The sequence below is a fragment of the Roseomonas sp. E05 genome (assembly GCF_030063475.1).
In the GTDB taxonomy this organism is placed as follows: Bacteria; Pseudomonadota; Alphaproteobacteria; order Acetobacterales; family Acetobacteraceae; genus Pseudoroseomonas.
Map to the genome: position 1 here is coordinate 18870 of NZ_JASIRT010000008.1, position 14705 is coordinate 33574.

General features: G+C 71.1%; 12 protein-coding genes. All 12 read left to right on the top strand.

Annotated elements, in window-relative coordinates; genetic code table 11:
• The first annotated feature begins 7 nt into the window (after positions 1–7).
• The 12 genes from QMO56_RS10470 to QMO56_RS10525 all read left to right on the top strand — a co-directional run bounded on the left by QMO56_RS10470 (position 8) and on the right by QMO56_RS10525 (position 14705).
• A complete protein-coding gene (locus tag QMO56_RS10470) occupies positions 8–1621 on the top strand; it encodes an ABC transporter ATP-binding protein (RefSeq protein WP_283525516.1) in 1614 nt (537 codons plus the stop codon).
• Positions 1622–1684: 63 nt separating this feature from the next.
• Positions 1685–2572, top strand: coding sequence for a GntR family transcriptional regulator (locus QMO56_RS10475; RefSeq protein ID WP_283525517.1), 888 nt, complete (start codon positions 1685–1687; stop codon positions 2570–2572).
• 32 nt (positions 2573–2604) lie between these two features.
• The gene (locus QMO56_RS10480; RefSeq protein WP_283525518.1) at positions 2605–3444 is read left to right on the top strand and encodes a polysaccharide deacetylase family protein; all 840 of its coding nucleotides are present in this window, start codon (positions 2605–2607) and stop codon (positions 3442–3444) included.
• Positions 3441–4196: a polysaccharide deacetylase family protein gene (locus QMO56_RS10485; protein ID WP_283525519.1), complete on the top strand. Its 756-nt coding sequence runs from the start codon at positions 3441–3443 to the stop codon at positions 4194–4196. The genes QMO56_RS10480 and QMO56_RS10485 overlap by 4 nt, the downstream gene beginning before the upstream one ends.
• A 56-nt stretch (positions 4197–4252) precedes the next feature.
• Complete coding sequence (locus tag QMO56_RS10490) at positions 4253–5818, top strand: ABC transporter substrate-binding protein (RefSeq protein WP_283525520.1); 1566 nt, start codon at positions 4253–4255, stop codon at positions 5816–5818.
• A 166-nt stretch (positions 5819–5984) separates the two neighbouring features.
• Positions 5985–7532 carry an ABC transporter substrate-binding protein gene (locus QMO56_RS10495; RefSeq protein WP_283525522.1) on the top strand — a complete coding sequence of 516 codons (1548 nt, stop codon included), beginning with the start codon at positions 5985–5987 and terminating at the stop codon, positions 7530–7532.
• A 4-nt stretch (positions 7533–7536) separates the two neighbouring features.
• On the top strand, positions 7537–8487 hold the full coding sequence (locus QMO56_RS10500; protein WP_283525524.1) for an ABC transporter permease: 951 nt from the start codon (positions 7537–7539) through the stop codon (positions 8485–8487).
• Positions 8480–9304: an ABC transporter permease gene (locus QMO56_RS10505; RefSeq protein WP_283525526.1), complete on the top strand. Its 825-nt coding sequence runs from the start codon at positions 8480–8482 to the stop codon at positions 9302–9304. The genes QMO56_RS10500 and QMO56_RS10505 overlap by 8 nt, the downstream gene beginning before the upstream one ends.
• Positions 9301–10908 (top strand): ABC transporter ATP-binding protein, encoded by a 1608-nt coding sequence (locus QMO56_RS10510; protein WP_283525527.1) that lies wholly within the window; start codon positions 9301–9303, stop codon positions 10906–10908. Before QMO56_RS10505 ends, QMO56_RS10510 begins: the two co-directional genes overlap by 4 nt.
• A 16-nt stretch (positions 10909–10924) precedes the next feature.
• On the top strand, positions 10925–12142 hold the full coding sequence (locus tag QMO56_RS10515; RefSeq protein WP_283525529.1) for a M20 family metallopeptidase: 1218 nt from the start codon (positions 10925–10927) through the stop codon (positions 12140–12142).
• Positions 12139–13398 (top strand): M20 family metallopeptidase, encoded by a 1260-nt coding sequence (locus QMO56_RS10520; RefSeq protein ID WP_283525531.1) that lies wholly within the window; start codon positions 12139–12141, stop codon positions 13396–13398. The genes QMO56_RS10515 and QMO56_RS10520 overlap by 4 nt, the downstream gene beginning before the upstream one ends.
• Entirely contained in the window at positions 13395–14705 is a 1311-nt protein-coding gene (locus tag QMO56_RS10525; protein WP_283525534.1) for an NtaA/DmoA family FMN-dependent monooxygenase, read from the top strand. The genes QMO56_RS10520 and QMO56_RS10525 overlap by 4 nt, the downstream gene beginning before the upstream one ends.

Genomic DNA, 14705 nt, shown 5'->3' on the forward strand with positions numbered 1-14705 from the left:
CATGGCCATGCAACATGACCGCCCCGGCATGCTGGCCGCCCGGGCGGCCCTGCTGTCGGTCGAGGGCCTGCGCGTGGGCGCCGGGCGCTTCAGCGCGGTGGACGGCGTCTCCTTCGACATCGCCCCTGGCGAGATCCTGGCGCTGGTAGGGGAATCCGGCAGTGGCAAGACCGCCACGGGCCGCGCCATCCTGGGCCTGCTGCCGCCGGGGCTGGAGCGCCAGGCCGGCGCCATCCGCCTGGAGGGCGAGGACCTAGCCCGCGTCCCGCCCGCCCGGCTGCGGGAACTGCGCGGCGGCGCCATCGGCATGGTGTTCCAGGAGCCGATGGTCTCGCTGAACCCGGCCATGACCATCGGCGCCCAGCTGGGGGAGGCGCTGGCGCTGCACAGCAGCCTCGGCAAGGAAGCGCAGCGCGCCGCCTGCATCGCCATGCTGAAGCGGGTGCAGATCACTGACCCGGAGGGCTGCCTGCGCGCCTACCCGCATGAATTCTCCGGCGGCATGCGCCAGCGCATCATGCTGGCGGCGGTGATGCTGCCCAAGCCGCGCCTGCTGATCGCCGACGAGCCCACCACGGCGCTGGACAACCTCGCCCAGGCCGAGGTGCTGGACCTCATGGTGGAACTGGCGCACGAAAACGGTACGGCCGTGCTGCTGGTGACGCACAACCTGGGCCTCGTCGCCCGCTATGCCGACCGGGCGCTGGTGATGCAGCGCGGCCGGGTGGTGGAGGAAGGCCCGGCCCGCCAGGTGCTCTCGGCGCCGCGGCACGACTATACGCGCCTGTTGGTCTCCGCCATGCCGCAGCGCCTGCCGCGCCCGCCCCGGCCGCAGGGCGAGGTGCTGCTGGAAGCGCGCGGCCTCACGGTGGACTATCCCGGCCGCAGCCGCCTGTTCCGCCGCCTGCCCGGCAAGCGCGCCGTGAAGGGCGTGGACCTGGAGATCCGGCGTGGCGAGACGGTGGCGCTGGTGGGCGGCAGCGGGTCGGGCAAGACCACGCTGGGCCGTGCCATGCTGCGGCTGGTGCAGCCCAGCGGCGGACAATTGCTGTTCCGCGGGAAGGACGTGACCGCCGGCAGCACCGGCGCCGCGCGGGATTTCCGGCTGGCCTGCCAGATCGTGTTCCAGGACCCCTATTCCTCGCTGGACCCGCGCCAGCGCGTGGGCGAAATCGTGGCCGAGCCGCTGCGGCATGAGGCCGGCATGGACGCCGCCGCGCGCGCCGCCCGCGTGGCCGAGACCTTCCGGGCGGTGGGCCTGCCCGGCATGGACCGCCGCTTTCCGCATCAGCTTTCCGGCGGGCAGCGGCAGCGCGTGGCCATTGCCCGCGCCATTGTGCGCCGCCCCGCCCTGGTGGTGGCGGATGAGCCGGTGAGCGCGCTGGACATGACGGTGCAGAAGCAGATCCTGGCCCTGGTGCGCCAGTTGCAGGAGGAGCGGGGCTTCGCCTGCCTGTTCATCTCCCACGACCTCGGCGCCGTGGCGGAAGTGGCGGACCGTGTGCTGGTGATGCAGGACGGAGCCATTGTGGAACAGGGGTGCCGCGACGCCATCTTCGACGCGCCGCGGCACCCCTATACCCGCGCGCTACTGGACGCGACGCCGCGGCTGGCGCCTTAGCCGAGGTGGGCGGCACGGCCAAGCTTTCCAACCCGTCCCGCGCCGCCTATGCCCCCCTCCACCATGAGCGACACCACCGCCTCGCCGCTGCGCCGCAACCTGGCGCGCAACATCCTGGACCTGCTGCGGGAGCGCGGGGCCGAGCCGGGGGAGCGGCTGAGCCGCCTCGCCCTTGCGGAAGCCCTCGGCGTGTCCCGCACCCCCGTGAATGGCGCCATCGCGCTGCTGGAGGAACTCGGCGCCGTCCGCAGCGAAGGACGGGCGGTGCGCCTGCAGACGCTGGACCTTGACGCGGACCTGCTGCAGCCCGGGGGCGAGGAACGGGGCGTCGCGCGGCTGCTGGTCGCCATCGCGCGCGGCCGGGCGGATGGCCGCGTGCCGGACGAGGTGTCGGAACGGCAACTGGCGCAGCAGTTCGGCGTCGGGCGCGGCGTGGCGGCCCAGGCCCTGGCGCAACTGGCCGAGGCGGGGGTGGCGACCCGCAAGCGGGGCCATGGCTGGCACTTCACCGCCGGCTTCGTCTCCCGCGAGGAGCGCGCGGCGTCCTACCGCTTCCGCCTGCTGATCGAGCCGGCGGCGCTGCTGGAGCCGGGCTTCGCACTGCCACCCGGCTTCGCGACACGCATGCAGCGGGAACACCGCCGCTTCCTGGAGAAGCCGTGGCGGGACGACGATGCGGTGGGCTTCTTCGAGATCAACTCCGAATTCCATGCCGGTCTCGCCGAGGCCTCCGGCAACCGCTTCATCGCCGCCGCCGTGGTGCAGCAGAACCGGCTGCGGACCTTGTCCAACTACTCCTGGCGCATGCCACCGGACCGTGTCGCCGTGAACGTGCGCGAGCACCTGGCGATCCTGGAATCATTGCTGAAAGGCGACAGGGAGCGCGCGGCCCTGCAGATGCGCCTGCACCTGACGGATGCCATGGCGCTGCGGCCGGTTTCGAAGGATTGATCTTCGGCACGCCATAGTACATCCTCGTGGGCATGACACCGTCCGCGACACCTGCTGCCGCACGCTGGCCCGATGGCGCCCGCTGGGTGGTCTGCGTCACCGTGCACATGGATGGCCCGGCCGTGGAGGCAGGGAAGGGGCTGAACCACCTCGGCATTCATTCGCGCGGCCGCTATGCCGCCCGGCGCGGCATCCCGCGCAGCCTGGAGATGCTCGCGCGCCACGGCATTCCCGCCAGCTACTTCATGTGCGGCTACGACGCGGAACTCTACCCCGCGCTGATGCGGGATGTGCATGCGGCGGGGCACGAGATCGCTGCCCATGGCTACCGCCACGAGGGCTGGGAACTGGGCGGGGAGGAAGTGGAGCTGCTGGAGCGAACCCACGCCATCCTGTCCGACTGCGTGGGCGAGGCGCCGGTGGGCTGGTGCTCGCCTTCCGGCCGCAAGAGCGCGGTGACGCTGCCGACGCTGCGCCGCCTCGGCTACATCTACGATTGCAGCGAGAAGGACGAGGACCTGCCCTACCTTGCCGCCATCGATGGTGCCGTGGCCGAGGACTTCGTCATCCTGCCCAACAACACCGTCTCGCTCGACGATGCGCCGCTCTACGTGCAGGGGCAGGCCAGCGCGGCAGAAGCCCTGGCGAACTGGATGCAGGAGCTGCAAGCGATCGCGGAAGGCGACGGCTATCTGCACTTCATCATGCACCCGCGCGCCGGCTACGGCTCCGGCACGCCGGCGCGCATGGCGGCGGTGGACCGTTTCCTGGCGGCGGCCAGGGCGGTGCCGGGGGTGCGCTTTGTCACGCTGCGCGAGCTCGCGGCGCATTGCCTCTCGCAGCCGCAATCCTGGCGGAGCCCGCGGGCATGAGCGCGACCCTCCTCCTGACCGTCAATGTGCAGGGCCTGGGGCCGGAGCGTGCGGAGAGCAACGGCGCCCCGCTATTCGGCCGCTTCGCCCATGGCGGCTATACCGGCCGCGTCGGGCTGGCGCGGCTGCTGGACGCGCTGCGTGACCTGCGCGTGCATGCCACCTTCTTCTGGCCGGCGGCCGAGGCGTGGGCCATGCCGGCGCTGCTGGAACGCTGCCTCGCCGAGGGCCATGAGGTCGCCGCGCATGGCCATGATTTCGAGGACCACATGGCGCTGGACGCGGCACGCGAGGAGGCGCTGCTGGAAGAGGCGCATGCCATCCTGACGCGGCTCTGCGGCGCAGCGCCCACCGGATTCCGCGCGCCGACCGGCACGCTCTCCGCGCAGACGCTGCCGATCCTGTCGCGGCTGGGCTACCGCTACGACAGCAGCTTCGTGGATGACGACGCGCCCTATCCGCTGGCCGAGGACGGCGGCGGCGCGATGGTGGAGCTGCCCTGGAGCGAAGGGCTGGCCGATGCCACGCATTTTCGCCGCCGCCTGACCCAGGACCGCGCGGAGATGATGCTGAACGAGGAGCTGGACGCGCTGCTGCCGGTGGCCGGCTATGCCTGCCTGACGCTGCATCCGCGCGCCGATCTCGGCCTCGCCCGCGCCGCGCGCCTGCCGGTGCTGCGCCGGCTGCTGGAGCGCGCCACCGGGCTGGGCGCCATGCCGCGCCGCTGCTGCGACCTGATCGAACCGCCCTGACGCCAAGCCGCCGCAGAGCGGCCCGGGACGCCAGCCGAACCGAGGAGATCGTGCCCATGAGCTTTCTTCCCCGCGCGCTGGCCTGGTGCCTGCCCCTCGCGGTATCCGTCGCCCTGGCCGCGCCCGCCGCCCGGGCGGAATCGCTGCTGCGCGGCATGATCGGCTCCGACCTCCGGGGCCTGATGCCGGGCGTCAGCCCGGATGTGGCCACCGGCGCCGTGCTGCAGCACATCTATGAGGGGCTGGTGGCCTGGCGCGAGGATGGCAGCGTCAGCCCCATGCTGGCCGAAAGCATCGAGACCAGCGCGGACGGCAGGGCCGTCACCTTCACCCTGCGCGACGGGCTGCGCTTCCACAACGGTGCGCCGGTGACTTCCCGCGAGGTGGCCTGGACCTGGGGCCGCTTCCTCGACCCCAGGATGAACTGGCCCTGCCGCACCAGCTTCGACGGCACCCGGCAGGTGCATGTCACGGCGGTGGAGCCGGTGGATAAGCGGCACGTCATCTTCCGCCTTGCCGAGCCTTCGCCAGTGTTCCTCAGCATGATGGCGCGCTCGGACTGCGACAGCAGCGGCATCGCGCATCCCGACTCCGTGGATGCCGAGGGGCGCTGGACCAAGGCGATCGGAACCGGTCCCTTCATGCTGGAGGAATGGCGGCGCGGGCAATACGTGCAACTCGCCCGCTTCCCCGGTTACGTCTCCCGCACCGAAGCGCCGAACGGTCTGGCCGGCGCAAAGGCGGCCAAGGTGGACAGGATCCGCTTCACCCTGATCCCCGATCCCAGCGCCGCCCGGCTGGCCCTGCAGGCGGGCAATCTGGATGTGTTGCAGGAAGTGGACCCGACGCTGGCCAAGGAGCTGGAAGCCGTGCCCGGCCTGCGGGTAGCGCATTCCCCCACGGCCGGGCTGAACACGGTGCTGATCCGCGCCACCGACCCGGTGCTGGCGGATGCGCGGGTGCGGCAGGCCATCGTCGCGGCGGTGGACGCCGCGGGGATGCGGGAGAGCCTGTATGCCGGGTTCGGCGCCCCGGGCACCTCGCTGGTGCCCACCACCAGCCACTACTACACCGCCGTGCAGCAGCAGGCGATCGGCTTCGATCCCGCCCGCGCGGCGGCGCTGCTGCGCGAGGGCGGCTATCGCGGCCAGCCCGTCACCATCACTTCCAACAGCCAGTTCGGGCTGATGAAGGACACGGCCATCCTGCTGCAGGCGCAGCTGCAGGCCGCCGGCGTGAACGCGAAGGTGGAGATCCTGGAATTCGGCGCGCAGCTGCAGCGGTATTTCCGCGGCGACTACCAGCTGATGGTCTGGAACGTCACGCCCTATCTGGACCCGGTCTTCACCTTCGACCGCTTCATCGGCGCGCCGGACGCAACGCCGGAGAAGGTGTGGCGCAGTGCCGCGGCCAACGGCCTGCTGACGAAGCTCTCCGCCACGCCGGAGGGCGCGGCGCGCCAGCCCATCCTCGATGCACTCCACAAGCAGTTCCTGCAGGATGCGCCACTGCTGGTCTGGACCAATCGGGAAACCATCGCCGGCATGCGCGACACTGTGCAGGGTTTCGCACCCTGGCCCGGGCTCAAGCCGCGCTTCTGGAACGTATCGCTCGGCAAGTAGCCCGGGGCCGCCACCTCCTGCCTGACGCTGGGCCTGGACGCCAGCCGGGCGCAAGATGTGCGGCCGATATGCGGCGACGCTGCTTCCATGCTCCGCCATGGAGGCGGCACGGTTCATGCTTGTGATCGGCGAACGGGACGGCTGCCGCCCCGGCATGGAGGCCCTGATGGATCGACCTGCTCCCCTCTCCCGCCGCAACCTCCTGGCCGGCACGGCCGCCGGCGGCCTGGCGCTCGTCGGCCTGCACGGGGCGCACGCCCAGACTGCCCGCCGCGGTGGCACGCTGCGCATCAGCGTGGAGCAGGCGCCCAGCAAGCTGAACCCACTGCAGCACCGTGTCGGCCCCGAATACCTGCTGGGCGAGATGCTCTACAGCGGGCTGACGCGGCTCGGGCCGGACATGGCGGCGCAGCCGGACCTCGCGACCTCCTGGTCTTCCAACCCGGAACTGACCGAATGGACCTTCAGGCTTCGCCCCCAGGTGGCTTTCCACGACGGCAGCGCGCTTACGGCGCAGGACGTGGTGGCGACGTTCCAGGCCATCCTGGACCCTGCCACCGGCTCCCCCGGGCGCAGCAATATCGGGCCGGTGGACAGCGTCACGGCGGTGGACCCGCTGACCGTGCTGTTCCGGCTGAAGGGTGCCTATGCCGACCTGCCGGTGGCGCTGGCCTACACCAATGCCAGGATCATCCCCGCCGCCGTGCTGAAGGGCGGCATGGCACGGCTGGACCGCGAGGCCCTGGGCACCGGCCCCTTCCGGCTGGTGTCCTATGAACCTTCGCGCCTGACGGTGCTGGAGCGCAACCCGGACTACTACCACCCCGAGCGCCCCTACCTGGACCGGGTGGAGGTCCAGGTCTTCCCCGACGCCACCGCCCGCACCGCCGCGCTGCTGGCCGGCGACAGCGACCTGATGCTCTCGGCCGCGCCGACGGACTTCGCGCGGATGGAAGGCGCCCCCGGCGTGAAGGGGTTGCGCACGCCCTCCGGCCAGTTCCTCAACGTCATCATGGGCTGCAACCAGAAGCCCTTCGACGACGTGCGGGTGCGCCGCGCCCTGGCCCTGACGATCGACCGCGAGGCCATGGTGGAGCTGGCGGCCGAGGGGCTGGGCACGGTGGGCGCGGACACGCCGGTCAACGCCGCCTACCGCTTCAACACGGCGCTGCCGCCGCGCGAGGCGAATATCGCCGAAGCCAAGAAGCTGCTGGCTGAGGCCGGCTATCCGCGCGGGCTGGAGCTGACGCTGGTTGCCTCCGACCGCCCCAACACCCGTGCGCAGCTGGGCGTGGCGCTGCGCGAGATGGCAAAGCCCGCCGGCTTCAACATCAACCTGCAGACCATGGCGCACGCCACCTTCCTGGACCAGGTCTGGCTGAAGGGCCCGTTCTATATCGGCCTCTACAACATGCAGCCGACGACGGACGGCATCTTTTCCCTCCTCTACGCCTCCAGCGCGCCGTGGAACGAGTCGAAATGGAACAACGCCAGCTTCGACAAGCTGGTGGAGGATGCGCGCCGCACGGCGGATGACGCCCGCCGCCGCGAGCTCTACGCCCGAGCGCAGAAAATCATGTATGACGAGGTGCCGACGCTGATCCCCGTCTTCTTCGACCTGCTGGCGGGCATTCGCACCCGGGTGCAGGGCTTCAACCTGCATCCGCGCGGCGCGGTGTACCGGATCGAGGAGGTGTGGCTGGGCGGGGCCTGATTGGGTGTCGGCCTCCTATCTCCTGCGCCGGCTGCTGACGATCCTTCTGACGGTGCTGATCGTCTCCATGCTGGTCTTCGGCATCACGCAGGTGCTGCCGGCGGATGCCGCCGTGATGCTGCTGGGCGAGAATGCGACGCCGGAACAGCTCGTCGCCGTGCGCGCCCGCCTCGGGCTGGACCTGCCGGTGTGGCAGCAATATCTGGGCTGGATCGGCCATGTGCTGCGCGGGGATTTCGGCACCTCGCTGGAAACCGGCCTGCCGGTGGGGGAGGTGATGTTCACCGCCCTCGGCCGTTCGCTGCTGCTGGCCCTGCTCTCCCTGCTGCTGATGCTGGTGGTCGCCATCCCGCTTGGCGTCGTCGCCGCGCTGCGGCGGGGCAGGGCGTCGGATCTCGGCATCGGGCTCGCCTCCTATGTCGGCGTCTCCATGCCGGAATTCGTCACCGCGACGCTGGTGCTGATCACGCTGGGCAATCCGGCCTTCGGGCTGCTGCCCTCCACCGGCTACGTGCCGCTGACGGAGGATTTCCGGGGCGGGCTGGCGCGGTTGGTGCTGCCGGTGCTGACGGTCTCCGTCATCCTGGTGGCGCATGTGGTGCGCATGGTGCGCTCCGAGATGGTGGACGTGCTGGGCACCGACTATGTGCGCGCCGCGCGGATGAAGGGCCTCTCCCGCCCGCGCATCCTGTTCCGCCACGCGCTGCGCAACGCGCTGCTGCCCACCATCACGGTGGTGGCGCTGGATATCGGCTATCTGCTCGGCGGCATCATCGTGGTGGAGGAGATCTTCGCCTTCCCCGGCATCGGCCGTGCGCTGATCGTGGCCATCCAGCAGCGGGACCTGCCCTCCATCCAGGCGGGCGCGCTGATCATGGCCGCCACCTACGCGCTCGCCAACCTTCTGGCCGACCTCGCCTATGCGGCACTGGACAAGCGGATCCGCTATGCCTGACACGCTTCGTCACCTGCTGCGCACGCCGCAGGGCCTGATCGGCGGCGGCATCATCCTGATGGCGCTGCTGGCGGCGATCGGCGGCCCCGCCATCGCGCCCTTCGACCCCGAGGCCTTCCACGTCCGCGCCCGCTTCAGCGGGCCTGGTGCTACCTACTGGCTGGGCACGGACCAGTTCGGGCGCGACATCCTCAGCCGCATCCTGGCCGGCGCGCGCTCCACCCTGTTCCTGGCGGTGGCCGCGACCGCGCTGGGCACGGTGGCAGGGGCGGTGCTCGGCACCCTCTCCGCCTTCATCGGCGGCTGGGTGGACGAGGCGCTGATGCGCATCGTCGATGCCGTCATGGCCATTCCCAACCTGCTGTTCACGCTGCTGATCGTGACGGTGCTGGGCGCCAGTGGCGTCAACGCGCTGATCGCGCTCGGCATCGCCTTCACGCCGGGCATGGCGCGCATCACGCGCTCCGTCGCCCTCGCCGTGCGGCAGCAGGATTTTGTGAACGCCGCCGTGGCGCGGGGGGAAACCGGATCCTTCATCGTCCTGAGAGAAATGCTGCCCAACGTGGTCGGTCCGATCATCGTGGAAGCCACCATCCGCGTCGCCTTCGCGGTGATGGGGCTGGCGACGCTCTCCTTCCTCGGCCTGGGCGCGCAGCCGCCCTCCTCCGAATGGGGGCTGATGGTGGCGGAGGCGCGGCCCTATCTGTTCCGCAACGCCTGGATGATGCTGTTTCCCGGCCTGGCCATCGCGCTGGTGGCGGTCGCCTTCAACCTGTTCGGCGACGGGCTGCGCGACGCGCTGAACCCCCGCGCATGAGCGAGGCACCGGCTGTCCTGTCCGTGGAGGGCTACGACCTGTCCTATGGCCGCTTCGCGGCGCTGCGGGACATCCGCCTCGCCGTGCCGCGCGGCCAGGTGCTGGGGCTGGTGGGAGAGAGCGGGTCGGGCAAGACCTCGCTCGCCTATGCCATCATGCGCCATCTGCCCCACAGCGCGGTGGAAGGCGGCGGCGCCATCCGCCTCTCCGGCCAGGACCTGCGCGCGATGACGGCGCAGCAGATGCGGCACATCCGCGGCTCCCGCCTCGGCATGGTGTTCCAGGACCCCAGCGCCTCGCTGAACCCGACGCTGCGGCTGGGCGAGCATGTCATCGAGGTGCTGCGCCGGCACAAGCGGCTGACCCGGCCCGAGGCGCGGGACCGGACCGAGGCGATGCTGCGCCGCGTCGGGCTGCGGGAGCCGGCGGCGATGATGCGCCGCTACCCCCACGAGGCCTCGGGCGGCGAGAAGCAGCGCGTGGTGATCGCCGCCGCCTTCGCCGCCGAGCCCGAATGCCTGCTGCTGGACGAGCCCACCACGGCGCTGGACGTCATCACCGCCCGCCAGATCCTGGAGCTTTTCACCGAGCTGCAGGCGGAGACGGGGGTGGCGGCGCTCTACATCTCCCACGACCTTGCGCTGGTGTCGCGCATCGCGCAGCGGGTGGCGGTGATCCATCGCGGCCGCGTCGTGGAGAACGACCCGGCCGCCCAGGTCTTCTCCAACCCGCGGGAAGAGTATACCCGCCGCCTCGTCGCCGCCGTGCCGCGCCCGGATCTGCGGCTGGTGCGGGATGCGCCGGCTGAGGCCGCGCCGGTGCTGGCTGTGCAGGGCATGACGGTGCGCTATGGCCGCCAGGGCCTGCTGCAGCGGCTGGCCGGCCGGGCGGCCCCCTTGCCGGCCGGCGCGCGGGAGGTGTCGCTGGAGCTGCGCCCGGGCGAGATCCTGGGCGTGGTGGGGGAGAGCGGCTCCGGCAAGTCCACCATCGCCAAGGCGCTGGTCGGGCTGAACGGTTTCGAAGGCGCGCTGCGCCACGAGGGCCGCAGCATCGCGGGGCCTGCCGCCATGGACCGCGACTACCGCCGCGCCGTGCAGATCGTCTTCCAGCACCCGGATGCCTCGCTGAACCCGCGCCAGAGCATCGGGCAGATCCTGTCTCGCCCGCTGGCGCTCTATGGCACGCCGGACGGGCTCTCCCGCCGCGACGCCGTGGCGGCGCTGCTGGAGGAGGTGCAACTGCCCGCCGATTTCGCGCAGCGATACCCGCACCAGCTCTCAGGCGGGCAGAAGCAGCGCGTGGCCATCGCGCGCGCCTTCGCGGCACGGCCGAAGGTGGTGATCTGCGACGAGATCACCTCCTCCCTCGACGTCTCCATCCAGGCGCAGATCGTGCAGCTCCTGTTGCAGCTGAGGGAACGCTTCGGCACCGGCTACCTGTTCATCACCCACGACCTCAACTTGGTGCGGCAGATCGCCCACCGCATCGCCGTGATGTACCGTGGCGACCTGGTGGAGCTGGCCGACACCGCCGCGCTCGGCGGCCCGCAGAGCCACGCCTATACCCGCGCCCTGCTGGACGCGGTGCCCACGCCGGTGGGCTGAAGGAGAACCCCGTTCCATGGACCGCAAAGCCCTGCTCGCCCGCCTCGATGAGAAGGCCTGCCTGGATTTCCTCGCCGGCATGGCGCGCATCAAGAGCTACACGGAAACCGAGGGCGAGCGCGAATGCGTGCGCTTCATGGTCCGCGCCATGCAGGCCATCGGCATGGAGGCCGAGGAGGCGCCGGTGGAGGGCGCGCGCATCAACGCCATCGGGCGCTGGCGCGGCGCGGGCGGTGGCAGGAGCCTGCTGTTCAACGGCCATGTGGACACCAACCCGGCCACCGAGGGTTGGACCGTGGACCCCTGGGGCGGCAAGGTGGATGACCGGTTCATCTACGGCATCGGCGTCTCCAACATGAAGGCCGGCGACGCCGCCTATTACTGCGCGGTCAGGACGCTGATCGATGCCGGCGTCAAGTTGAAGGGCGACGTCATCCTGACCTTCGTCATCGGCGAGCTGCAGGGCGGCGTCGGCACTGTCGCCTTCATCGACCAGGGACTGCGCGCGGACTATTTCATCAATTCCGAGCCCTCGGATCTGCAGGCGATCACCATGCATGCGGGCGGCGGCGCCTTTTCCATCGAGCTGACCGGCGACACACGCCACCTCTCCAAGCGGGAACAGGCGGTGGACGCACTGGTCGCGGCCTGCGAGCTGGTGCCCACCATCAACGGCATGACCTTCTCCGGCGCGTTGAGCGAGGAGCACCTCTCCATCAACCGCGGCCATGTCGGCGTGCTGCACGCGGCGCTGGGCAAGGACCTGCACGAATGGCGTGCGCCACAGGTGGCGGATTTCGCGCGGCTGAAAGGTTCTCTCCGCTACGCGCCCGGCCAGACCCGGGAAGGCGCCTTCGAGGACCTTCGCCGCGTGCTGACGGAGCTTGAGGCACGCCATCCCGGGCTGAAGGCCGTGCTGATCCCGCGCGAGGACAAGGACCGCCCCTCCATGCCGCCCTTCGAGGTGGCGAAGGATGCGCGGATCACCCGCACCGTCAACGCCGCCTACGCGGCGGTGCGTGGCGAGAAGCAGCCCACCGGCGCCATCACCCCGCCCGGCTTCTACGGCACCGATGCCAGCCACCTGCTGCACCGCGCGGGGATGGAGGGCATCGTCTGCGGCCCCGGCGGCCGCTACAACACCATGCCGGATGAGCGGGTGGATATCGCCGACTATCTCGACGCCATCCGCATCTACATGCTGGCCATTCTCGATATCTGCGAAGTGGCATGAGCACACCGCTGGAAGCCGGCCTCGCCGCCATCGCGGCAGCGGAGGCCACGGTGCTCGCCGACCTTGGCGCCGTGCTGCGGGTGGATACCTCCTATCCGCCCGGGGAGAACTACGCGGAGATCGTGGCCTGGGCCGAGGCGCGGCTGGCACCCCTCGGCTTCCGCTGCCGCCGGGTGGAGGTGCCGGAGGTGCTGTGGAAGGTCCACGGCGCCGGCGCCAGCGGCGCCCGCGTCAATCTGGTGGCCGAGCAGCCCGGCGCCTCCGGCGAAGCTGTCGGCATCTACGCCCATATGGACGTGGTGCCGGCGGCGGAGGGCTGGTCGGTGCCGCCCTTCGCCGCCACCCGGCAGGGGGAATGGGTGCTGGGCCGCGGCGCGGCCGACATGAAGGCCTCCATCGCCGCGCTGATGCTGGCGCTGGAGGCGGCGCATGCCCATGCCGTGCCGCTGCGCTACGCGCCCCGGGTGCTGCTCTGCACCGACGAGGAAGGCGGCGCCTATCCCGGCATCCGCTACCTCGCGGAACAGGGGGAGGTGCCGGACCACCTGCTCTGCCTCGACGGCGGCGCCGCGCCGCGCATCTGGAGCGGTGCCTTCGGCTCGCTGGAACTGCTGCTGGAGGTGGAGGGCATGGCGGGCCATGCCGGGCAGCGCGGCTCCGGCGACAATGCGCTGGAACGCGCCATTCCCATCCTGTCCGGTCTGCTGGCGTTGAAGCCGGTGGTGGAGGCGCGTGTTTCCGCGCTACGGGACCGTGTGGGGGAGGCGTTGCGGCCGATCCTGGCCATCACCGTCGCGCAGGCCGGCGTGAAGGCCAACAGCATCCCCGACCGCTGCCGCATCGCCATGAACCGGCGCACCATGCCGGAAGAGGACGACGCCGCCGTGCTGGCCGAGATCGAGGCCGCCATCGCCGCCGCCGCGCCGCCGGGCACGCGCTGGGCGCTGCACGTCACCGGCCATCTGGCGGCCACGGCGGGCGCCGACGAGGGCCCGCACTGGCCGCGCTGGACCGCCGCCATGGCGGCCAGCTTCGGCTGGGACGCGTCCGAGGCGCGGGCCTATGGCGCCTCCTCCTCCTCCGACATGGGCTGGGTGCAGCGCGCCCGACCGCCCGGCGCGCCGCGCGAGATCCTGCTCGGCGGCGCCATCCGACCCGACAGCCGCGTGCACGGCGTGGACGAGCGCGTGCGCATCACCGACATCCAGGCCCTGGCCGCCGCCATTCTGCGCTACCTCTCCGGAGACTTCGCATGACCCGTCGGATGAAGCTGATCGCCTATCTGAAGACCGGCCCGACCGCCACCATGCCCGGCGGCTGGCGCCACCCGAAGGCACGGCTGCACGACTTCCTCCGGCCCGAATTCTACGAGGACCTGGCGCGCGCGCTGGAGCGCGGCATGTTCGACGGCTGCTTCTTCGCCGACAGCTTCGGCATCCCCGACGTGCACGGGGGCAGCTTCCGCACCTATGTCGAGAAGGGCGGCCAGATCAGCTATCTCGACCCGATGCTGGTGCTGCCGCTGATGGCGCGGGCGACGAGGCACCTGGGTCTCGGCGCGACGCTCTCCACCACCTTCCACCCGCCCTACCTGCTGGCGCGGATGCTGGCCTCGCTGGACCTGATCAGCGAGGGGCGGGCCTGCTGGAACATCGTGACCTCCGCAACCGACATGGAGGCGCGCAACTTCGGCATGGACGGCATCCCGCCGAAGGAGCAGCGCTACGACCAGGCCGACGAGGTGGTGGAGGCCTGCTGCGCCCTGTGGGATTCCTGGGACGAGGATGCGCTGGTGCTGGACCCGGCCTCCGGCATCTTCGCCAACCCGGACAAGGTGCATTACAGCGACTATCGTGGAAAGTACGTCCGCACCCGCGGCCCCCTCGCCATGCCGCGCAGCCCGCAGCGGCGGCCGGTCTTCCTGCAGGCCGGGTCCTCCGACCGCGGCCGCGAATTCGCCGCGCGCTGGGCGGAGGCCGTCTTCGCCTCCAATGCCGGCAAGGCCAACAGCATCGCCTTCTACAACGACCTCAAGGGCCGCATGGCTCGCTACGGGCGGGCACCGGAGGATTGCCGCATCCTGGCCTCCACCGCCATCGTGGTGGGGGAGACGGAAGCCATCGCGCAGGAGAAGGCGGCCGAGCTGATCGCGCTCGCCGATGAGGAACTGACGGTCGCCACCAACTCCGCGATGATGGGCGCCGACCTCAGCAAGGGCATCGACCACACCGGCCTCGGCGCCGCGCGCGGCAACCAGGGCATCGCCGGCTCGACGGATCGCGTGCTGCAGGTGATGCAGGCGGAGAAGATCAGCTTCGCGGAGGCGGCGCGGCGGCCGCGCGGCGGCCTGCTGGTGGGCACGCCCGCCGGCATCGCCGACCAGATGCAGGACCTCTTCGAGGCCGGCGGCTGTGATGGCTGGATCCTGTGGCCCACGGTTTCCCCCTGGATGTACGAGGAGTTCGCCACCCATGTGACGCCGGAGTTGCAGCGCCGCGGCCTGCTGCGAACCGCCTATTCCGGCCGCACCATGCGTGAGAACCTGCTGGACCTCCCGGCGTGA

What these genes read in the sequence shown, in the direction of transcription:
- QMO56_RS10470 (WP_283525516.1), top strand. Translation starts at nt 8, where the DNA reads ATGCAACATGACCGCCCCGGCATGCTGGCCGCCCGGGCGGCCCTGCTG.
- QMO56_RS10475 (WP_283525517.1), top strand. Translation starts at nt 1,685, where the DNA reads ATGAGCGACACCACCGCCTCGCCGCTGCGCCGCAACCTGGCGCGCAAC.
- QMO56_RS10480 (WP_283525518.1), top strand. Translation starts at nt 2,605, where the DNA reads ATGACACCGTCCGCGACACCTGCTGCCGCACGCTGGCCCGATGGCGCC.
- QMO56_RS10485 (WP_283525519.1), top strand. Translation starts at nt 3,441, where the DNA reads ATGAGCGCGACCCTCCTCCTGACCGTCAATGTGCAGGGCCTGGGGCCG.
- QMO56_RS10490 (WP_283525520.1), top strand. Translation starts at nt 4,253, where the DNA reads ATGAGCTTTCTTCCCCGCGCGCTGGCCTGGTGCCTGCCCCTCGCGGTA.
- QMO56_RS10495 (WP_283525522.1), top strand. Translation starts at nt 5,985, where the DNA reads ATGGATCGACCTGCTCCCCTCTCCCGCCGCAACCTCCTGGCCGGCACG.
- QMO56_RS10505 (WP_283525526.1), top strand. Translation starts at nt 8,480, where the DNA reads ATGCCTGACACGCTTCGTCACCTGCTGCGCACGCCGCAGGGCCTGATC.
- QMO56_RS10510 (WP_283525527.1), top strand. Translation starts at nt 9,301, where the DNA reads ATGAGCGAGGCACCGGCTGTCCTGTCCGTGGAGGGCTACGACCTGTCC.
- QMO56_RS10515 (WP_283525529.1), top strand. Translation starts at nt 10,925, where the DNA reads ATGGACCGCAAAGCCCTGCTCGCCCGCCTCGATGAGAAGGCCTGCCTG.
- QMO56_RS10520 (WP_283525531.1), top strand. Translation starts at nt 12,139, where the DNA reads ATGAGCACACCGCTGGAAGCCGGCCTCGCCGCCATCGCGGCAGCGGAG.
- QMO56_RS10525 (WP_283525534.1), top strand. Translation starts at nt 13,395, where the DNA reads ATGACCCGTCGGATGAAGCTGATCGCCTATCTGAAGACCGGCCCGACC.